Source organism: Aeromicrobium piscarium (genome assembly GCF_007421815.1).
GTDB classification, from domain to species: Bacteria; Actinomycetota; Actinomycetes; order Propionibacteriales; family Nocardioidaceae; genus Aeromicrobium; species Aeromicrobium piscarium.
Window position 1 is genome coordinate 42,831 of the sequence record NZ_VLNT01000010.1, and the last position, 20,420, is coordinate 63,250.

The 20,420-nt window shown below is 68.6% G+C and carries 17 protein-coding genes; 4 read left to right on the forward strand and 13 right to left on the reverse strand.

The window, feature by feature from the left end; translation table 11 throughout:
• Positions 1–25: 25 nt before the first annotated feature.
• A complete protein-coding gene (rfbA, locus tag FNM00_RS12705) occupies positions 26–886 on the reverse strand; it encodes a glucose-1-phosphate thymidylyltransferase RfbA (RefSeq protein ID WP_143913920.1) in 861 nt (286 codons plus the stop codon).
• A gap of 58 nt (positions 887–944) precedes the next feature.
• On the opposite strand from rfbA, the gene rfbB reads away from it, so the two are divergent.
• A complete protein-coding gene (gene rfbB, locus FNM00_RS12710; protein WP_143913921.1) occupies positions 945–1,943 on the forward strand; it encodes a dTDP-glucose 4,6-dehydratase in 999 nt (332 codons plus the stop codon).
• Positions 1,943–3,244: a sugar nucleotide-binding protein gene (locus FNM00_RS12715; RefSeq protein WP_143913922.1), complete on the forward strand. Its 1,302-nt coding sequence runs from the start codon at positions 1,943–1,945 to the stop codon at positions 3,242–3,244. The genes rfbB and FNM00_RS12715 overlap by 1 nt, the downstream gene beginning before the upstream one ends.
• Before the next feature lie 395 nt (positions 3,245–3,639).
• Here FNM00_RS12715 and glpK read toward each other — a convergent pair whose 3' ends face one another.
• Together glpK and FNM00_RS12725 are read right to left on the reverse strand one after the other, a co-directional pair.
• Positions 3,640–5,154, reverse strand: a complete 1,515-nt coding sequence (gene glpK, locus FNM00_RS12720) for a glycerol kinase GlpK (protein WP_143913923.1) — start codon at positions 5,152–5,154, stop codon at positions 3,640–3,642.
• 23 nt (positions 5,155–5,177) lie between these two features.
• Positions 5,178–5,933: an MIP/aquaporin family protein gene (locus FNM00_RS12725; RefSeq protein WP_143913924.1), complete on the reverse strand. Its 756-nt coding sequence runs from the start codon at positions 5,931–5,933 to the stop codon at positions 5,178–5,180.
• 113 nt (positions 5,934–6,046) lie between these two features.
• Between FNM00_RS12725 and FNM00_RS12730 the strand changes: the two genes are divergently transcribed.
• Positions 6,047–6,490 (forward strand): MarR family winged helix-turn-helix transcriptional regulator, encoded by a 444-nt coding sequence (locus FNM00_RS12730; RefSeq protein ID WP_143913925.1) that lies wholly within the window; start codon positions 6,047–6,049, stop codon positions 6,488–6,490.
• Between the two features lie 3 nt (positions 6,491–6,493).
• Here FNM00_RS12730 and FNM00_RS12735 read toward each other — a convergent pair whose 3' ends face one another.
• The 7 genes from FNM00_RS12735 to FNM00_RS12765 all read right to left on the reverse strand — a co-directional run bounded on the left by FNM00_RS12735 (position 6,494) and on the right by FNM00_RS12765 (position 15,282).
• The gene (locus FNM00_RS12735) at positions 6,494–7,702 is read right to left on the reverse strand and encodes a serine hydrolase domain-containing protein (protein WP_143913926.1); all 1,209 of its coding nucleotides are present in this window, start codon (positions 7,700–7,702) and stop codon (positions 6,494–6,496) included.
• 49 nt (positions 7,703–7,751) lie between these two features.
• Positions 7,752–8,972 carry a CaiB/BaiF CoA transferase family protein gene (locus FNM00_RS12740; protein WP_143913927.1) on the reverse strand — a complete coding sequence of 407 codons (1,221 nt, stop codon included), beginning with the start codon at positions 8,970–8,972 and terminating at the stop codon, positions 7,752–7,754.
• Entirely contained in the window at positions 8,972–9,772 is an 801-nt protein-coding gene (locus FNM00_RS12745; protein ID WP_143913928.1) for an ATP-binding cassette domain-containing protein, read from the reverse strand. The genes FNM00_RS12740 and FNM00_RS12745 overlap by 1 nt, the downstream gene beginning before the upstream one ends.
• Positions 9,772–11,508, reverse strand: coding sequence for a dipeptide/oligopeptide/nickel ABC transporter permease/ATP-binding protein (locus tag FNM00_RS12750; RefSeq protein ID WP_185973134.1), 1,737 nt, complete (start codon positions 11,506–11,508; stop codon positions 9,772–9,774). The genes FNM00_RS12745 and FNM00_RS12750 overlap by 1 nt, the downstream gene beginning before the upstream one ends.
• Positions 11,509–11,519: 11 nt before the next feature.
• A complete protein-coding gene (locus FNM00_RS12755; RefSeq protein ID WP_143913930.1) occupies positions 11,520–12,464 on the reverse strand; it encodes an ABC transporter permease in 945 nt (314 codons plus the stop codon).
• 2 nt (positions 12,465–12,466) lie between these two features.
• Positions 12,467–14,002 carry an ABC transporter substrate-binding protein gene (locus FNM00_RS12760; RefSeq protein WP_185973135.1) on the reverse strand — a complete coding sequence of 512 codons (1,536 nt, stop codon included), beginning with the start codon at positions 14,000–14,002 and terminating at the stop codon, positions 12,467–12,469.
• Between the two features lie 95 nt (positions 14,003–14,097).
• Positions 14,098–15,282, reverse strand: coding sequence for a CaiB/BaiF CoA transferase family protein (locus FNM00_RS12765; protein ID WP_185973136.1), 1,185 nt, complete (start codon positions 15,280–15,282; stop codon positions 14,098–14,100).
• Between the two features lie 253 nt (positions 15,283–15,535).
• Here FNM00_RS12765 and FNM00_RS12770 point away from each other — a divergent pair, with 253 nt between their 5' ends.
• Complete coding sequence (locus tag FNM00_RS12770; RefSeq protein ID WP_143913933.1) at positions 15,536–16,453, forward strand: LysR family transcriptional regulator; 918 nt, start codon at positions 15,536–15,538, stop codon at positions 16,451–16,453.
• Between the two features lie 317 nt (positions 16,454–16,770).
• On the opposite strand, the gene FNM00_RS12775 is transcribed toward FNM00_RS12770, so the two are convergent.
• The 3 genes from FNM00_RS12775 to FNM00_RS12785 all read right to left on the reverse strand — a co-directional run bounded on the left by FNM00_RS12775 (position 16,771) and on the right by FNM00_RS12785 (position 20,298).
• Positions 16,771–17,106, reverse strand: coding sequence for a hypothetical protein (locus FNM00_RS12775; protein WP_143913934.1), 336 nt, complete (start codon positions 17,104–17,106; stop codon positions 16,771–16,773).
• A 24-nt stretch (positions 17,107–17,130) separates the two neighbouring features.
• Positions 17,131–17,556, reverse strand: coding sequence for a VanZ family protein (locus FNM00_RS12780; RefSeq protein WP_143913935.1), 426 nt, complete (start codon positions 17,554–17,556; stop codon positions 17,131–17,133).
• Positions 17,557–17,622: 66 nt separating this feature from the next.
• Positions 17,623–20,298: a hypothetical protein gene (locus tag FNM00_RS12785; RefSeq protein ID WP_143913936.1), complete on the reverse strand. Its 2,676-nt coding sequence runs from the start codon at positions 20,296–20,298 to the stop codon at positions 17,623–17,625.
• Positions 20,299–20,420: the final 122 nt, after the last annotated feature.

Below are 20,420 nucleotides of genomic sequence, written 5' to 3' on the forward strand. Positions count from 1 at the left end.
CACCGCGGAGCCGGCCCCCGTTGCCTCAGGACAGCAGCTCGAGCAGGTACTGGCCGTAGCCGCTCTTGACCAGCGGCTCGGCGCGCGCACGCAGCTCATCGGCGCTCAGCCAGCCCTGACGCCAGGCGATCTCCTCGGGGCAGGCGATCTTGAGTCCCTGCCTCTTCTCGATCGTGCGCACGAAGGCACCGGCATCCGCGAGATCGTCGAAGGTGCCCGTGTCGAGCCAGGCCGTTCCGCGCGGCAGCACCTCGACCTGGAGCTTGCCCTCATCGAGGTAGAGACGATTGAGATCGGTGATCTCCAGCTCCCCGCGGGCCGAGGGGCGCAGGCCCTTGGCCCGCTCGACGACCGAGTTGTCGTAGAAGTACAGCCCCGGCACCGCGTAATTGCTCTTGGGCGACGGCGGCTTCTCCTCCAGGGAGATCGCCCGCCCGGAGTCGTCGAACTCCACGACGCCGTACGCGGTGGGGTCGGACACCCAGTAGCCGAAGACCGCCGCCCCCTCGGTCTCATCGAAGCGGTGCAGGCTCGTGCCGACACCGGCCCCGTAGAAGATGTTGTCGCCGAGCACGAGCGCCGCGCCCTCGGAGCCGATGTGCTCCTCGCCGATGACGAAGGCCTGGGCCAGTCCGTCGGGGCTCGGCTGCTGGGCGAAGGTGATGTTCACGCCCAGATGCGAGCCGTCGCCGAGCAGCCGCTCGAACTGGGCCGCGTCGTGCGGCGTGGTGATGACGAGGATGTCGCGGATGCCCGCCGTCATCAACGTCGACAACGGGTAGTAGATCATCGGCTTGTCGTACACGGGGACGAGCTGCTTGCTCACCCCCAGGGTGATGGGGTGCAGCCGAGATCCGGTGCCCCCGGCCAGGATGATTCCGCGCATGGTGCCGAGCCTACCGGGATCCCGGGGCCGGCACGGGATCGATTGGTAGCGTCAGAGCATGGAGAAGATCGTGGTCACCGGTGGCGCCGGGTTCATCGGATCGAATTTCGTGCACCACCTGGTGCGCGAGACGGACCTGCGGGTCACCGTCCTGGACAAACTGACCTATGCCGGCAGCAGGGAGAGCATCGCCGGACTCCCCGAGGACCGGGTGAACCTCGTCGTCGGCGATATCGCCGATGCCGAGCTCGTCGACGAGCTCGCGGGCACGCACGACGCGATCGTGCACTACGCCGCCGAGTCGCACAATGACAACTCCCTCGACGGACCGCGGCCCTTCCTCGACACCAACATCATCGGCACCTACACACTGCTGGAGGCCGCCCGCAAGCACGATGTCCGGCTGCACCACATCTCCACCGACGAGGTCTACGGCGATCTGGAGTTCGACGACCCCAACCGGTTCACCGAGTCCACGCCCTACAACCCGTCGAGCCCGTACTCCTCCACCAAGGCCGGTTCGGATCTGCTCGTGCGCGCGTGGGTGCGCTCCTTCGGCGTGCGCGCGACCATCTCGAACTGCTCGAACAACTACGGACCCTGGCAGCACATCGAGAAGTTCATTCCCCGCCAGATCACCGGCCTCATCGACGGCATCCGTCCGCGCGTGTACGGCGACGGCGCCAATGTCCGCGACTGGATCCACGCCGAGGACCACTCCAGCGCCGTGCTGACGATCCTGGAGCAGGGACGCATCGGCGAGACCTATCTCATCGGCGCCGACGGCGAGAAGACCAACAAGCAGGTCGTCGAGATGCTGCTGCGACTGTTCGGGCGTGACGCCGATGATTTCGACCACGTCACCGACCGCGCCGGTCACGATCTGCGCTACGCGATCGACTCGACCAAGCTGCGCACCGAGCTGGGATGGTCGCCCCGCTTCACCGACTTCTCCGATGGACTGGAGCAGACCGTGCAGTGGTACCGCGATCACGAGAGCTGGTGGCGGCCGAAGAAGGCCGCCGTCGAGGCCGGCTACGCGGCGAAGGGACAGTGATGGTCAGCGTCGACACCACCGAGATCCCCGGCCTGCTCGTCGTCCACCTGGACCTGCACGGCGACAACCGCGGCTGGTTCAAGGAGAACTGGCAACGCTCGAAGATGACCGAGCTGGGACTGCCGGACTTCGGGCCCGTGCAGAACAATGTCTCGTTCAATGCCGACGCCGGCACCATCCGTGGCATCCATGCCGAGCCGTGGGACAAGTTCGTGTCCGTGGCCGCGGGACGTGCCTTCGGCGCGTGGGTGGATCTGCGCGAGGGCGAGTCCTTCGGGCGCACCTTCTGGATCGAGCTGAACCCCGAGACCGCGGTGTTCGTGCCGCGCGGAGTGGCCAACTCCTTCCAGGTGCTGGAGGACCACACGGCCTACTCCTATCTCGTCAACGCGCACTGGCGCGCGGACGCCACTTACACCAATGTCAATCTGCTCGACCCGGCCCTCGCGATCCCGTGGCCCGCGGAGATCGCCGAGATGTCCGAGAAGGACAAGGGACATCCGCTGCTCGCCGATGTCACCCCGATGCCCGCCAAGCAGACGGTCGTGATCGGCGCGAACGGCCAACTGGGGCGCGCGCTGCGCAAGGCCAGGCCCGACCTCACCTTCTACGACCGCTCCACCGTCGATCTCGCCGATCCGTCGACCCTCGACACCGTGCCGTGGGACGACGTGCAGACGGTCATCAACGCCGCCGCGTACACGAATGTCGACGGCGCCGAGACTCCCGAGGGACGCCGCGACGCCTGGGCGGTGAATGTGACGGGTGTGGCCGCCCTCGCCCGCATCGCCATCGAGCGGGGACTGACGCTGGTGAACGTGTCGAGCGACTACGTCTTCGACGGCACGGTCGAGGAGCACCCGACCGACGAGCCGCTGTCGCCGCTCGGGGTCTACGGCCAGACCAAGGCGGCAGGCGAGGCCGTCACCTCAACGGTGCCGCGGCACTACATCGTGCGCACCAGCTGGGTGATCGGCGACGGCAAGAACTTCGTGGAGACGATGCGGCGGCTCGCGCGCGACGGCGTGAGTCCGTCCGTGGTGGACGACCAGATCGGCCGCCTGACGCACGCCGACGATCTCGCCGCGGGCATCCTCCGTCTGCTGGACGACCGAGCCCCGTTCGGCGTGCACCACGTCACCGGCCCCGGCGAGCCGAGGTCCTGGGCCGCCATCGCGCGCGAGGTCTTCGCCGAGGAGGGACGCGACCCCGGCGATGTGACCGGCGTCAGCACCGAGGAGTACGCGGCCGGAAAGCCGACCGCTCCGCGCCCCCGGCACTCGGCACTGCTCCTGCCGTGAACGAGACGGGGGGCAACGCTGGCAACCAAGCGGGCCGGCCGGCGGATAGGAGGGCCCGGCGCGGGCCTCCCCCCCGCCGGCCCGCTGGGGCCCCCCCCCGCCCCCCCGTCCGGAGAAGAGGCGGCCCACCGCGCTCTCGTCGCGGCCAGCTCGAGAACGAATGGCCGCGCCAGCGACCAAGCCGGGCGCGGTGGGCGCTGAGGCCACGCTAGCGAGCCACGAGGCGCGCGCCAAATCGAGACAAGCTCTGAGCGGGAAAATCCCACGATGCGAACACGTACGCCGCATATTTATCACCCACATGACAACTTTTCGTGGGGTCCGCGGCGGGCGTCGGAGTCGGCACCGCTGTGCCCTCGGCCCGTGCGATGTCGAGTGACCCGACGATGTGAGGATCAGTCGACGTCATCGTCCACCCAGTCGAAGGTCTTGGTGACGGCCTTCTTCCAGTTGCGGTAGAGCCGGTCGCGCTCTGCCTCGTCCATCGCGGGCTCCCAGCGCTCGTCCTCCTGCCAGTTGCGCTCCAGCTCCTCGGTGCTCTCCCAGAAGCCGACGGCCAGGCCCGCCGCGTAGGCCGCACCGAGGGCGGTCGTCTCCACGACCACCGGGCGCACCACCGGAACCCGCAGGATGTCGGCCTGGAACTGCATCAACGTGTCGTTGGCGGTCATGCCGCCGTCCACCCTCAGCTCCGTCAACGGCACCTCCGCATCGGAGTTGACGGCGTCCAGCACCTCCGCGGTCTGATAGGCCGTGGCCTCCAGAACCGCGCGAGCGATGTGCCCCTTGTTGATGTACCGGGTGAGGCCCACGAGGGCACCACGCGCGTCCGGGCGCCAGTACGGTGCGAACAGGCCCGAGAACGCCGGAACGAAGTAGGCGCCGCCGTTGTCCTCGACGGACTCCGCCAGCTGCTCGATCTCCGGGGCCGAGGAGATGATGCCCAGATTGTCGCGCAGCCACTGCACGAGCGAGCCGGTCACGGCGATCGACCCCTCCAGCGCATAGTAGGGCTCGTCGTCGCCGAGCTGATAGGCGAGCGTGGTGATGAGCCCGCTATCGGACTTGACGATCTCATGGCCCGTGTTGACGATCAGGAAGTTGCCGGTGCCGTAGGTGTTCTTGGCGCCGCCGCGATCGAAGGCCGCCTGACCGAAGGTGGCGGCCTGCTGATCGCCGAGGATGCCCGCGATCGGGGTCTCACGCAGCAACGACTCCGAGTGCGCGTGCCCGTACACCTCGCTCGAGGACTTGATCTCCGGCAGCATCGACGTGGGGACGCCGAAGACCTCGAGGATGTCCTCGTCCCAGGTGCGGCTCTCCAGATCCATGAACAGGGTGCGTGACGCATTGGTGACATCGGTGACGTGCACGCCCCCGTCGGTGCCGCCGGTGAGATTCCACAGCACCCAGGTGTCGGTGGTCCCGAACAGGAGATCGCCGGCCTCGGCCCGCTCGCGGGCGCCGTCGACATTGTCGAGAATCCACTTGACCTTGGTGCCCGCGAAGTAGGTGGCCAGCGGGAGACCCGTGGTCTCCTTGAAGCGCTCGGTGCCACCATCCTCCGCCAGCTCGTCCACGATCTTCTGCGTACGCGTGTCCTGCCAGACGATCGCGTTGTAGACCGCCTCGCCGGTGTTCTTGTCCCACACGACGGTCGTCTCGCGCTGATTGGTGATGCCGATGGCCTCGACATTGTGGCGGGTGACATTGGCGCGGCTCAGGGCCTGGCCGATGACCTCGCGCGTGTTGTCCCAGATCTCCTTCGGATCGTGCTCGACCCAACCGGCATGGGGGAAGATCTGCTCGTGCTCGATCTGACCGGTGCTGACGACGGCGCCATCGTGGTCGAAGAGGATCGCTCGGCTGGACGTGGTGCCTTGGTCGATGGCCATCACGTACTGGGTCATGGGTCTCTCCTTGGGGGTCGCGGTCAGGACAGCAGGGGCAACAGAGGATAGGAGGCGAGGCCCGCGAGCAGGCCGCCGAACAGGGGTCCGAGGATCGGCACCCAGGCGTAGGCCCAGTCGCTCGTGCCCTTGCCCTTGATGGGCAGCACGGCGTGCGCGATACGCGGACCGAGGTCACGGGCCGGGTTGATGGCGTAGCCGGTCGGACCGCCGAGTGAGGCGCCGATGCCGACGACGAGGAGCGCGACAGGCATCGCGCCGAGTGCAGCCAGCCCGGCCGGAGCGTCCGAACCGGTGTCGCCCACCCGGCTGAACGCGATCACCACGAAGACGAGGACGAAGGTCGCGATCGTCTCGGTCACCACGTTCCACCGGTACGAACGGATCTCCGGGGCCGTGGAGAACACCGAGAACTTCTTGGTCGTGTCCTCCTCCGCATCGAAATGCTGCTTGTACGCGAGGAAGACCAGACAGGCGCCGAGGAAGGCGCCGATCAGCTGCGCGGCCACGTAGACCGCGAACTGGACGACGTCGATCTCGCCCGTGACGAGCAGCCCCACCGAGACGGCCGGGTTCAGATGCGCGCCCGAGGCATAGGCGACGCTGACGCCGGCGAAGACACCGAGACCCCAGCCGAAGTTGATCATCAGCCAGCCGCCGTCGAGGCCCTTGGACTTGGCGAGCAGCGCGGTCGCCACCACGCCCCCGCCGAGCAGGACCAGGATGCCGGTGCCGACGGCCTCGGCCAGGAAGATCGTCCCGAGCGAGGGGTCATCCATGGCGATCCACCTCCTTCGGGGCAGTGACGCGTCTCACCCCTTCGTCGATCGTAGGAGTTGTCAGCCTCGACGGCTCGCCGAGCGATCTGCGCGCGGGACACTAGACTGCCCGCGTGCCCGCCGACCGCGATCCTCTCGCCCTCGACGAACAGGTGTGCTTCGCCCTCGCCGTGGCAGCGCGCTCGGTGATCGCCGCCTACAAGCCCGCCCTCGAACCCCTCGGGCTGACCCACCCGCAGTACCTCGTGATGCTCGCGCTTTGGCAGAACGACGGCCTCGGCCTGAGCGAGCTCAGCACCACGCTGTCACTCGACCCGGGCACCGCCTCGCCCCTCGTCAAGAGACTCGAGCAGATGGGGCTCGTCGAGCGCGTGCGCTCACCCCACGACCAACGCTCGCTGCAGATCACCCTGACCGCGGACGGACGGGCGCTGCGCTCACGCGCACTCGACGTGCCACCGGCCATGCTCGAACGACTCGGCATGACCGAGGACGACCTCGACCACGCCAACGCCCTCCTCCACCGCATCATCGCCGCCGCGCACGCGGCGGAGTGAGCCCTAGACGATGGCCTGGTAGACCAGCTGACGCAACCCTTCACGCACGGGGAGCGGTCTGCCGGTGAACGCCTGCGTGAAGAACAGCGCCGTCAGCTCCTCGGTCGGATCCACCCAGAACCGCGTTCCGGCCATGCCGCCCCAGCCGTACGTGCCCGGGCTGCCCGGCCGTCCCGCCGCGGCGGCATCGAGATCGACCGAGAATCCCAGCCCGAAACCGACGCCCCGCATCGTCGACTCCGAGTACACCGGCGGACCGTAGGTCTGAAGATCGACACCGCCGGGGAGGTGATTGCGCGTCATGAAGTCGACGATGCGCGGACCGAGCAGCCTCTGGCCGTCCAGCTCGCCACCGCGCAGGAGCATCTGGGTGAACCGGTGGTAGTCCCGCGCGGAGCTGATCAGTCCACCGCCCCCGCCCGGGTAGGCCGGACGATCCACCGTCTCGGCGAGATGGTCGGCCGGCTCCAGTCCGGACTGGGTGAGCGAGTACAGCCGCGCGAGCCGTGTTACTGCCGACTCCTCGATGCCGAATCGCGTCTCGGTCATCCCCAGCGGCCCGAAGATCCGCGACGCGAGGAAGGACTCCACGCTCTGCCCGCTGAGCACCTCCACTACCCGACCGAGGACGTCCGAGGCCATCGAGTAGGCCCACCTGGAACCCGGCTCGAACAACAGCGGCAGTCCCGCTAGTCGATCGCAGAGGGCGGCCAGATCGAGACCGCCGCTGCCATCGAGGCCGTGGGAACGGTAGAGCGCGTCCACGGGATGCTGGCGGACGAAGCCATAGGTCAGCCCGGAGGTATGGGTCAGCAGGTGGACCATGCGCATCGGCTCGGCGGCCGGCACCGTGGAGGGTCGCAGATCGCTTCCGCCGCTGTAGACCGAGAGGTCGGCGAAGGACGGGATGACGTCGCCGACCGGGTCGCTGAGCTGGAAGGCCCCCTGCTCGTAGAGCATCATCGCCGCCACCGAGACGATGGGCTTGGTCATGGAGTAGATCCGGAACAAGGAGTCGTCGCCGACCGGCACCGAGTCCTCGCGATGCCGGAGTCCGTAGGACGAGGCGTGCGCGATCCTGCCGCCACGACTGATGGCCAGCTGCCATCCCGGTAACAGTCCGTCGTCGACGTATCGTCGCAGATAGGCGTCGATACGACCGAGCCGACCGGGGTCCAGCCCCACCTCATGTGCCTCGACCTGTGGTTCCATGCCGCTCCTCATCGATGGTCTCCTCGCGCCCGAGACGCGCTGCTCGACATCAGGCGATCACTCCCTCGGCGCGGAGGGTGCCGAGTGCGCCGTCGCCGAGATCGAGCAGCTCCCTCAGCACCTCGTCGGTGTGCTGGCCGGATGCCGGGCCGGGATGACGGATGCCGCCCGGGGTTCCCGACAGATGCGGCACGACGCCCGGCATGACGACGTCCCGGCCGCCCTCATCGGGCACTCGGACCAGCAGGCCCTCCTCCCAGGCGTCCGCATCCGCGAAGAGATCGGCCATCGAGTTGACCCGTCCGACCGCCACCTGATGGGCACGGAGCGACTCGTACAGATCGTCCAGTTCCCGGCCGGCGATCATCGGTTCGAGAACCGCCTCCAGCTCCTCGCGATGGCGCAGCCGATCCGCATTCGTGCGGAAGCGTTCGTCCTCGGCCACCTCGGGGCGGCCGAGGGCGACCCACAGCCGCTGCCACATACTCGGCGTGCTGATCGGCAGGACGATCCACTGATCGTCCGCGGTGCGGTAGATCCCATTGGGCGCGATGCTGTCGTTGCGGTTCCCGCTCCGCTCCGGCGATCTCCCCGTCGTCTCGTAGGCGGCGACGAGTCCCTCCAGCATGCGCACCATCGCCCCGGCGAGCGATACCTCGACGAGTTGTCCCCTCCCGGAGACACGCGCCTCGTAGAGAGCCAGCAGCACCGCGAAGGCCCCGTGTACGCCGCCGACACCGTCGGCGATCGCATAGCCCGAGAACATCGGCGGGCCGTCGGGGTCTCCCGAGGCGTAGGTGAGACCGGAGTAGGCCTCGGCGACGCGGGCGAAGCCGGGGTCGTCGCGGCGCGTGCCGGAACGGCCGAAGGCGGACAGGTGGTACATGATGAGCCCGGGATTGGCCCGCGACAGTTCCGGATAACCGAGCCCCCACCGTTCGAGGGTCGACATGCGCAGGTTCGTCACGACGACATCCACCTGCCCCGTCAACTCGCGGAACAGCGCCTGCCCCTGGGCGTCACGCAGGTCGATGGCGACGCTGCGCTTGTTGCGGTGGGAGATCTTCGACAGCACCGACCGGCCGTCCTCATCGGAGGAGATGAGCCGCATCGGGTCGCCGCCGCGAGTGTCCTCGACCTTGATGACCTCCGCGCCGAAGTCGGCGAGCAGGCCGCCGGTGAGCGGACCCGCGAGCATGGTGCTCGCGTCAAGCACCCGCACGCCACGCAGGGGGCCCTCGCCTGCCGAGAGAGGCGCACCCTCGGTCATCAGGTGTCCGCCCGCAGCAGCTGAGGGATCGAGTCCACGAGCAGTCGCGTGTACTCGTGCTGCGGAGATCCGCACACCTCGTCGGCGGTCCCCGACTCGACGATCCGTCCCTCGCGCATGACGTGGACCCGATCGCACAGCTGCCGGATCATCGCCAGATCATGGCCGATGAACAGCATGGCCGAATCGGGACGCAGGAGACCGTGCAGCAGCCGCGCCACCGAGGCGGCGGTGGTCACGTCCAGGGCGCTCAGCGCCTCATCGAGGATCAGCAACGAAGGATCGACGATGATCGCGCGGGCGATGGCGACCCGCTGTCGCTGCCCGCCCGACAGCTCCCGCGTCGTCCGCGGCAGGAAGCCGGAGTCGAGCCCCACCGACTCGAGGGTCGCGATCACGCGGTCCCGTCGCTCACGCGACCCCAGATCGGTGTGCAGCACCAGCGGCTCCGCGACGATATCGGCCACGCTGTGGCGTGGATTGAGCGCCTGCAGCGGATCCTGGAAGACCGCCTGCACCGTCCGCCGGTAGGCGAGGGGCGGCGGCGTCGGCAGCGTGGAGAGATCGAATCCGCAGATCGTCGCGTCGCCGGTGAACGGCGTCAGTTTCAAGAGCGCACGGGCCACGGTCGACTTGCCCGAGCCGGACTCCCCGACGAGCCCGGTGATCTCGCCGGCTCGCAGATCGAGCGTGGCGTGATCGACCGCGGTGAACGGCTTGGGACGCAGGTCGCCCCACCGTGGGCGACGGGCGAAGGTGACGGTGAGGTCCTCGATCGACCCCAGCAGCTCGGTCGTCATCACATGATCTCCTCGGTGATCCGCGGCGGTTCGAGGATCGCCCGGCCCGGTTCGTTGCGTGGGACCGCGGCCACCAGCGCGGCCGTGTACTCGTGCTGCGGCCGGCGGACGACCGACTCGATGGGGCCGGACTCCACCACATGACCGTGCAGCATGACGACGACCTCGTCGGCGAGCTCGCCGGCGACACCGAGGTCATGGGTCACGAGCAGGACGCCGAACTCACGCTCCTCGCAGAGCCGTCGCAACAGGGCGATGATCTCGGCCTGCACGGTCACGTCCAGGGCCGTCGTGGGCTCGTCGGCTATGAGCAGATCCGGGGACTTGGCCAACGCGAGAGCGATCATGACGCGCTGGGCCATACCGCCGGAGATCTGGCCGGGCCGCAACCGCGCCACCTCGTCCGGCCGGCGCAGACCGACGGAGGTGAGCAGATCGACGATCTCCTCGTCGACCGCTCTCGGGGTTCCGCCCTGCCGCCGGCCGCCGGTGAGGCGGCGCTGTGCCTCGATGACATCGCGGAGCTGGCGGCCGACCGTCTGCAGCGGATTCAGGGCCGCGGACGGCTCCTGGAAGACCACGCCGACCCGTCCGCGCCAGGCTGCGCGCGTGGCATCGTCGGCATCGACGAGCTCGAGCGGTCGGCGACCGCCGAGGCGCACCCGTGCGGCCGTGCTGGATGCCGGTGGGGTGAGCAGGTCGGCGAGGGCCATCGCCAGCGAGGTCTTCCCGCTGCCGGACTCTCCCACGAGGGCCACGACCTGACCGTGCCGGATCGCGAGGTCGGCGGCATCGACCGCCGTGGTCTCGCCGTATCGCACGGTGATCCCCTCGACCTCCAGCAGCGGGCTCACGGTCCCGCCCGGCACGTCTGACTCGTCGCCGCGGACACGCGCATCGGACGCGCCCAGATCGGTCGGCTCGAGATATCCCGTGGGATTCTCGGCGCTGGCACCGCGACGACGGCGGATCAGCGCGTCGCCGACGATATTGAGCGCCAGCACCGTCAACACGAGCGCGAGACCGGGCGGGATCGCCTGGAACGGCGCCTCACGGATCGCGCGCTGCGCGCTCGACAGCATGATCCCCCAACTCGCCGCCGGTGGTTGAGTGCCGAGACCGAGGAAGCTCAGCGCTGCCTCGATGGCCACCGCATGGGCGAACACCAAGGTGGCCTCTACCCCCATCGGCGCGGCGATATTCGGAGCGATGTGGCGGAACAGCAGTCGCCGCCGATCGGCGCCGATCACCCGGGCGCCGTCCACATACAATCGGTCGCGCTCCGCCATCGTCAGTCCGCGGGCCAGCCGGGCGATACCCATCGCGAAGGCGATGCCGACGGCGAACATCGAGGTGGTCAGACCGCTGCCGAGGGCCGCGATGAGCGCGATGGCGAGCACGATCGCGGGGATCGCCGAGATGCCCTCGACGATGCGCATGACGATGCGATCGGGCCAGCCGCCGACAAGACCGATCACCATGCCCACGCCGCCGCCGAGCACCACCGCGACCGCGGTTGCCTCGAAACCGGCGATCGTCGACACCCGGGCGCCGTCGATGAGCCGGCTCAGTGTGTCCCGACCGAGGTAGTCGGTGCCGAGCCAGTGGTCGCCGCTCGGGCCGGCGAGGGCGTCACCGACCGCGCCGGCCGTCGGGTCGTAGGGCGCGATCCACGGTCCGGCCACAGCGAGCACACCGACGACGATCAGCACGCCCCAGGATGCCTTGACGAGCACCGAACTGCTCCTCATGACGCACGCACCCGAGGATCGACGAGGGCGTAGGCCAGGTCCAGCAGGAACTGGATGACGGCCATCAAGAGGGCCATGAGGACGACGAATCCCAGCACCACGGGCATGTCTCCGTTCCGGATGGCGTTGAGTACGAGCTGACCGAGGCCGGGCAGCGCGAAGACCTGTTCGATCACGACGGCTCCGCCGACGAGCACGGCGGCCTGTCCCGCGATCGTGGTGACCACGGGGACCGCCGCATTGCGCAGCGCCGTGCGCCACAGGATCCGCCGGCGCGCCAGACCCCCGGCGACGGCCGTGCGAATGTACGGCTCGTGCAGGACCCGGACGAATCCCGCCCGGGTCTGCCGGGCGAAGGCCCCGGCGGCCGCCGCCCCGAGCGCGAGCGATGGAAGCGCGATACTGCGCAGCCACTCCCCGGGGTCGGTGCCGAAGGGGACGTAGCCGGTCGCCGGGAACCACGGCGTCTGCATCGCCACATAGGCGACCAGCAGGAGAGCCAGCCAGAAGCTCGGGATGGCCTGCCCGACCGAGGCGGCGCCCGTGAGCAGCGAATCGGTGCTGCGGCCCGCGCGGATGCCCGCGGCGATACCCGCCGGGATGCCGATCAGCAGTCCCACGACGAGCGCCCCGACGGAGATGGCCAAGGTGACCGGGAATCGGCTCATCAGCAGCTCCGTCACCGGGGTGGAGCTCGACCAGGACACGCCGAGATCGCCCTGCACGGCACCCAGCAGCCAACTTCCGAACTGGACGAGGACCGGACGATCCAGGCCGAGCTCGTGGCGGAAGGCCGCGTAGGCCTCGTCCGTCGCGGTCTCGCCGAGGCGCACCACCGCGGGATCGACCGCGGTCAGCTGCAACAGCAGGAAGGTGGTGAAGCTGGCCACGAAGACCAAGGGGATGAGCGCCGCGAGGCGGCTCAGAGCGACACGAAGCACCGTCAGTCCAACGTGATGTCGTAGGGCTTCGGCAGATTGTCCGAGGGCGACAGCTCGGCACCGGACACGTGCTCCGCGGCCACGACCACCGGGATCTGGTGTGCGACCACCATGAGGTAGCCCTGCTCGATCAGGTAGGAGTAGACATCGCGCCAGCCTTCAGCCTGACCTTCCTCCGTCTCGGCGTTCAAGGCGATATCCGCCAGCTCGGCGACATCGCCGCGATCGGTGCCCAGCGGATCGTAGGGGCTGCCCGGCGCGTGCCGCTCGTCGTAGTGGGACTCGGCGGTGAAACCGCGGGCGAGCGTGACGGCCATGGCGGTCGTGCCGTTGCGCATCACGTCGGCGAGGGTCCCGGGCTCGACCTGATCGATCGTGACCTCGACACCGATCTCGCCCCACATCTGCTGCACCGACTCGGCCACCTCGGTGATCGCACCGAAGCTCGGGAAGGTCACCGAGAAGCCATCGGCATAGCCGGCCTCGGCCAGCAGGTCGCGTGCCTCCTCGGGATCGTAGGCGAGATCCTCCAGGTCCTCGTCGTAGTAGGGGGTCTCCTCCAGCCAGAAGCTGGGGCTCGGATCGCCCTGCCCGAACTGCAGGCCCTTCATGACCGATTCACGATCGATGGCCAGGTTGAGTGCCCGGCGGACGCGCTCATCGCCCATCGGCTCGATCAGCGTGCCATCGGTATCCATGATCTGGACGTAGTAGACATTCGCATTCGCCCGCTCGATCAGCTGCAGTGAGCCGTTGTCGAGGGTCGACCGGTCGGCCTCACTGCGCATCTCGATGACGTCGACCTGTCCGTCGAGCACGGCATTGGTAGCGGCCGAGGCGTCCTCGAGCGCACGGATCTCGACGGTGTCGACACCGACTCGGTCGGTATCCCAGTAGTCGGGATTGGCGCGGTACACCTGCACCTCGCCCGCATTGGAGGCCGCGGCATCATAGGTCCATCCGCCGGCACCGATCGGCGTCGTCTCCGGGTTCGCCTCGAAGGAGGCGGGGCTCATCATCATGCCGGGCAGACGGCTGAGCTGGGAGAGCATGTCGGTAGTCGGCTCGGAGAGCGTGAGCCGGACCGTGGAGTCGTCGACGGCCTCGACACCGGCGATATTGCTGTAGAAGGCCGCCGAGGGGCTGGCCTCCATCCCCATGCCGCGCTCGAAGTTGGCGACCACCGCGTCGGTGTCCATCGGCTCGCCGTCGCTGAAGACCACATCCGGACGGACGGTCAGCTCGAAGGTCACCGGGTCGACGATCTCCCACTCCTCGGCGAGGCCGGGCTCGAAGGTTCCGTCGGGCTGGGCGTGGATCAACGTGTCGAAGACCGGGTTCACGTAGTACTCCTGCGCCACCGCGGCCATCTGCGGGTCGAGGGTCTGCAGATTGGTCGCTGCGCCGATCGTCAAGGTGCCATCACCCGACGCCTCGGATCCACCGCCGGAGCACGCGGTCAGCGCGAGGGCGGCGCTCACAGCGCCGACGAGGATGCCGAGGCGACGGGAGGGACGCTGCGGTCGGTGAGTCTTCATGACACTCCTTGGTGATGTCTCGGTCACGTGCGGATCAGGCCGGTCCGCGAAGGCAGGGCGGTTGATGGGGTCGTCGTTCGGCGGCGATGGGCGCATCAGATCGTTCCATTCGCGCGCAGAGTGCCGATCTCCTCGGCGGACAGACCCGCGAGATCGGCCAGCACGGCGTCGGTGTGCTGGCCGAGTCCGGGTGCTGGCGAGCGGAGCGTGCCCTCGAAGCCGGAGAACAGCCCGGCCGGCGACTGCATCCGGCGTAGATGTCCTGAGTCGTCCGGGAACTCCACCACCGAACCACGGGCGCGGATGTGCGGATCGGCGCAGATCTCCTCGGCGGTGTTGACCGGGCCCGCGGCGATACCCGCGTCGACGAGCAACTCCATCAGGGGCTCGAGATCGTACGAACCGACGAAGGCGTGGACACGATCCTCGATCTGCTGGCGGTGCGCTACCCGCTGCGCCATGTCGGTGTAACCGGCGAGATCGTCGGCACCCATCGCCTTCACCAGACGCCTCCACATCTGCTCGGTGGACGCGGGCAATGCCAGCCAGCGTCCGTCACGCGTCCGGTACAGGTTGTTGGGGCTGATGTGGGGGTTCTCATTGCCCTGTCGGCCCACGCTATGACCGGTGACGTCGTAGTCGACGATGAAGTCCTCCATCATCCGCAGCAGCGGCTCGTAGAGCGCGAGGTCCACGAGCTGCGGCTCGGCCGTTCGGTCCCGTTGGCGCAATGCCAGCAGGGCGGTGAAGGCCGCGTAGATGCCGGTCACTCCATCGGCGACCGGATAACCCGCGAAGACGGGAGGCCGGTCGGGCTCGCCGGTCCGGTGGGTCAGCCCCGCGAAGGCCTCGGCGACACGGGCGAATCCCGGACGCTCCGCGTACGGTCCGGTACGCCCGAAGGCGCTGACGTGGACCATCACCAGGTCAGGGCGGAAGGCCACCAGGTCGTCGAAGTCGACCCCGAAGCGACGCAACGTCGCCGGACGGAAATTGGTCACGACGATGTCCACCGCGGCCGCCAGCCGCCCCACGACCTGCGCGGCGCCCGGCTGGTGCAGGTCTACGGTGACGCTGCGCTTGTTGCGCCCGAGGACCGACCACTGCGCAGAGACGCCCTCCACCAGCGGCGGATAGGAACGGGCCGGGTCACCATGGCGGGGTTCCTCGATCTTGATGACATCGGCACCGAACTCGCCCAGCAGCGAGGCCGCCATGGGCCCGGCCAGGATGGTGGACATGTCGAGGACGGTCACTCCCCGCAGTGGGGCCTCGGTCATGGTCGGTGCCTTTCGATCGCCGTGCGCCCCACGACTGTGAGGCGCGTCACCAGCGACTATCTCGAAGAAGCCCGGCGGGGGGAACTGAGCGGAACCTTCCATATGTGAAAGGTGAAAGTTATCGTCTGACACGCTCCTGCTCGCGCCCTCACCTCCGTGGCCGTGATGACGGCGCAGATCTCCAGCGAGAGGATCTTGCGGTGATACAAGCAGACACTTTCACCGGCGGGCGTCTCCCGGATATCGTGGCGCCGTGCGAGTCGAGCGAGCCCGATACTTCCTCGCGGCCGTCGAGACGGGGTCGCTGCGTGCTGCCGCCGTCCGCTGCGGCATCAGCCAGCCCGCCCTCGGCCAGCAGATCGCGCTACTGGAAGAGGAGCTCGATGTCGTCCTGCTGACCCGCAGCCGATCGGGTGTGCGGCCGACACCCAGCGGCCAGGCCCTCCTGCAGCCGATGGCGCGACTCGTCGCGGCCGAACAGGACGTGCACGATGCCGCCACCGAGTCCGGCGGGTCGTATCGGGGACGGGTCGCCATCGGCGCCATCTCGGTGGTCGTCGAGACGGTCATCGCCAGCGTGATCGGCCGGCTGCACGAACAGCATCCGGGCCTGCGATTCACCCTGACAGAGGCCGCCTCGACGGCGATCGAGGCGGGCGTCGCCTCGGGCGAGCTCGACTTCGGTCTCGTCACGATGCTCTCCGAGCCCGCGGCACCGACCATCGAGCGGACCCTGCTCCTGCAAGCTCCCATCGGCGTCATCGTGCGCGCCGACCACCTGCTCGCCGAGCGCGACAGCGTCGAATGGAGCGATCTGGAGACCTGGCCGATCGTGACCATGCGCGAGGGAACGGTCATGTGGGAGCGGCTGCACGCCGATGTGCCTGAGCCGGACGTGGTGGTGCAGGCGATGTCGGATCGATCGGTCAAGGTGATGGTCGCCCACGGGGCCGGCATCGGCATCCTCGGCCCCTTCGACACGTCGGTCGACGTGCCGGGACTGCGCTGGATCCCCCTGCGCAACACAGCGCCGATCCGCATCGGCCTGATCCAACGCCGCGACAGCCGCCCCTCGCCCTCGGCCCTGACCGTGCGCCGCCTGATCACCGAGCGCGCCGCCGAACTGCTGACGGCGACCGTGAGCGCCCATCGGCTCGGCTCAGGTCGTTGAGATCCTCCGCCGCTGGGAGGATGTCTCCAACGGAGGTAACGATGGCGGATAAGGCGAGGGGTACCGATCCCCTGACAGCACTGTCCTCGGGGATACTCGGCATCCTCCTCGTGGGCGTTCTCGCCCTCGTCTTCCTGCCGGAGAATCGCTTCGGTCCGATAGCGACCCTCGGCGCGATCGGTGGCCTAGGAGGGTTCGGTTGGACGCGATGACCCCTCGCTGACCTATCCGGTCCTCGGCCTGGCACTCGGAATGGCTGCGGGACTCCTCGCCGGAACCGTCGCCTGATCTGAAGGAGGCGCGACTCCGAGGCTCGGTCAGTGGAGGGTGAAAGGTGCCCACGACACGAGGTACACGCCGGCGAGCATCGGCAGTAGCCCGAAGGCCAGCCACGGCACCGACAAGGGCGAATACCCGAGGATCACCCGGGAGACCGCCACGGTCAGCATCCCCGCCAGGGCCGTCATCACCAGCATCAGCACCGCCTCGGGCATCCGCCCGTCCTCGGCGAGGTACTGGCCGACGAGCGGCAACGCCACCACACCGTGCAAGGCGATCGCCAGGAAGCCAATCACCGTCACCCGGCGGCGGACGCGGTCGAGGGACTCGAGCTCCTCGGCGACAACGGGTTGGCTCGGCGCATCCTCATGCATGGCGGACCTCTCGACGACTATTACTTAGCGTACCAAGCGTCTGCCAGCCGCCCATCGCACAGCCAGGGCACCAAGGGCGGCGCCCCCCGTGTTCGCGAGCACATCGGTCACCGACGCGGTGCGATCCAGTGGCGCCACGGCCTGCACCACCTCGATCACCACCGACACGAGCGCACCGACGAGCACGACTCCCCACCACCGCCATCCCGGGAACCGCCAGGAGACGAGGAGCCCCAGTGGCACGAAGAGCGCCACATTGGCCGCCACCTCGATGACCGCATAGGCCGACGAGGCCGAGATCCCCAGGACCGCTGCCAGCGCCCGGGTCAGCGGCCAGTCGACCACGCCGAGGCCCGCATCGACATGCGTCGGCCACCAGGCGATGAGCACCAGCGCCGCCAGATACGTCGCCCCCACCACAAGAGGTAGCAGTCGGAAGGCGCGGCGCATGTCCTGAGAGTAGACGGCATATGACTGAGGGCGGGACCAGAACGGCCCCGCCCTCAGCTCAGAGCATCAGCGCAGTGCGCCGCCCTGGGTGCGCGAACGCGCGATCAGGAACCCGCCGCCGAGCAGGAGCAGCAGCGCCCATCCCGCGACACCTCCCGCGACATTCGCCCCGGTGTTCGGCAGGCGATCCCCGCCGTCTCGATCACGGTCACGATCGCGACCGCCATCACCGCCGCCACCGCCGTTGCCGCCGTCGTCGCCGCCGCCATCATCGGCCTGCGTGATGGTGATCGAGGTCCATCCCAGGAGGATCTCTTCCTCGGCATCGGCGTAGACCGCGAGACGGTGGTCGCCCACCAGCCCGTCGGGCAGCGTGACCTGGATCGTGCGGTTCTCGCTCACCTCGAACGCACCGAGGTACGTCGGCTCGGAGAAGGCCCAGACGCCGACCCGGCTGCCCGGCTCCGCACCCGGCACGACCAGTTCGATGGTCGAGCCCTCGACGGCGGTGTCGGGACCGGTCACTCCACCGCGGTTGCCGTCGGTGAGGTTATCCTCCGACGGCGGCTCGGTCGGGATGGTCGCATTCGGGTCGGGATCGGCCGTCACCGTGAACGTCGCCTCGGCACTCGCATCGCCGACGGCAGCCGTGACGGTGTGCTGTCCGATGCTCGCATTGTCCGAGGTGAGCTGGGCGGTGGCGTTGCCCTGCTCGTCGGCCGTCACGCGGGCGGCTTCCTCGCCACCGACGCTGAAGACCACGACATCGCCTTCGAACCAGCCGGTCGAAGCGACCGTGACGCCCGTGTCCCGCGCCTGGGACTGCGTGAGCGTCTGCGGCGTCACGGTGACCTTCGGGTCACGCACCGCCGGATCCTCCGTGACGGTGACCGTGGCCGAGTCCTGGCCGGCAGCACTGGACGCCGTGAGCGTCAGCGTGCCCGGCTGGTGCTGGCCCTTGTAGGTGTACGAGAACGCACCCCCGCCATTCGCGGCAACCGTCTCGACAGCACTGCCATCGGCCGTGATCGCGACCTGCGCGTTCGCGCCGAAGTCCTCACCCGAGAACACCACACCATCGGACGCCAACTGCGACACCGTCACCGAACCCGGCGACACACCCACCGACGGCTCAGGCTCCGGATCCGGATCAGCCGTCACCGTGAGATTCGCCTGATCGGACCAGTCACCGCTCACGAGCGCAACCGGATAAGTGCCGGGCGCGACGCCCTCGCGCACCAACTCATAGCTCACCGTGCCGCTCGCATCCGAGCCCACGGTCGCCACAGCGGAGCCATCGAAGCGGACCTCGACATCGGCGTTCTCGGGGAATCCCGTGCCGCTGACGGTCACGCCGCCACCGGCGAGCGCCGACTGCGTCACCGAGGTCGGGTCGAGGGAGACGTCCGGGTCGTAGACGGGCGCGTCAGCGGTCACCGTGACCGTCGCCGAGTCCTGACCCGCAGCACTCGAGGCCGTCAGCGTCAGCGTGCCGGGCTGATGATCGCCGGTGTACTGGTAGGAGAACGCACCCTGGTCATCGGCGAGGACCACGATCTCATCGCCCTGACCGTTCGTGATCGTGACATCGGCATTCGCGCCGAAGTCCTCGCCGGAGAACACCACACCATCGGACGCCAACTGCGACACCGTCACCGAACCCGGCGACACACTCACCGACGGCTCAGGCTCCGGATCAGGGTCGGCGGTCACCGTGACCGTGGCCGAGTCCTGGCCGGCAGCACTGGACGCCGTGAGCGTCAGCGTGCCCGGCTGGTGCTGGCCCTTGTAGGTGTACGAGAACGCACCCCCGCCATTCGCGGCAACCGTCTCGACAGCACTGCCATCGGCCGTGATCGCGACCTGCGCGTTCGCGCCGAAGTCCTCACCCGAGAACACCACACCATCGGACGCCAACTGCGACACCGTCACCGAACCCGGCGACACACCCACCGACGGCTCAGGCTCCGGATCCGGATCAGCCGTCACCGTCAGGGTGCTGTCGACGCTGCCATCGGCGGACGAGAGCTCGACGGGATAGGAGCCCGGAGCGAGGGGGCCGTTATAGCCGAAGCTCACGGCGCCATCGGCATCAGCGTCCTTGGTTCCGACCTGCGACCCAGCAACCGTGAGGGTCACCGAGGAATCGGCGATGAAGTCGCCGCCGATGATCTGGACACCGTCGCTGACCAGCTGGGACTCCGTCACCGAGGAGGGCTGGATGCTGATGGTCGGCTCGATCGGACCGGGATCCCCGCCGCCACCATCCGGCCCCTGAGCCGTCCAGGTGAAGTTCATGCCGCCGCACGTCCCGGAGGGCAGGAAGCCGGCCCGACCGGTGCCGCTGGCCGAGCCATCGGCGTTGACCGTGCCGGTCAGCTCGTAGTAGGCCCGAACCGATCCGTCGCCGAACTCCCATCTGAGATCGAACGGCTCTCCGGCATTGACCGGAGTGGAGGGCATTCCCGCCCACTGCACCGGATACACGCCGAAGCCGTCGAAACAGTAGCTCTCGGTATCGAAACCGCTCATATTGCCGTTGGCATCGATCTCGAAGTCGACCGTCGCGCCGGTGTACGCCGTACTCGTGCCGGTATACGAACCCGCGGGCGGCGCCTCAGCGGCCGTCGCAGGTGGGGTGAGCGTCAGCGCCACGAGGGCGATGATCATGCCGAGGACGCCGAACCGGCCGAACCGCCGCCGAAGGCGGTCGGCCGTGGTCGTTCGCCGGTGCTGAGACACAGGGGGACCTTTCGTCACGAAACTGAGCGCCGCGTGGGCAACTCACCCCGGGCACCGAACCCGTCCACGCTACGAAGCCAGCCACCCGGCCCGGTACCCGTATTGCTACGGGTATCCGAAGT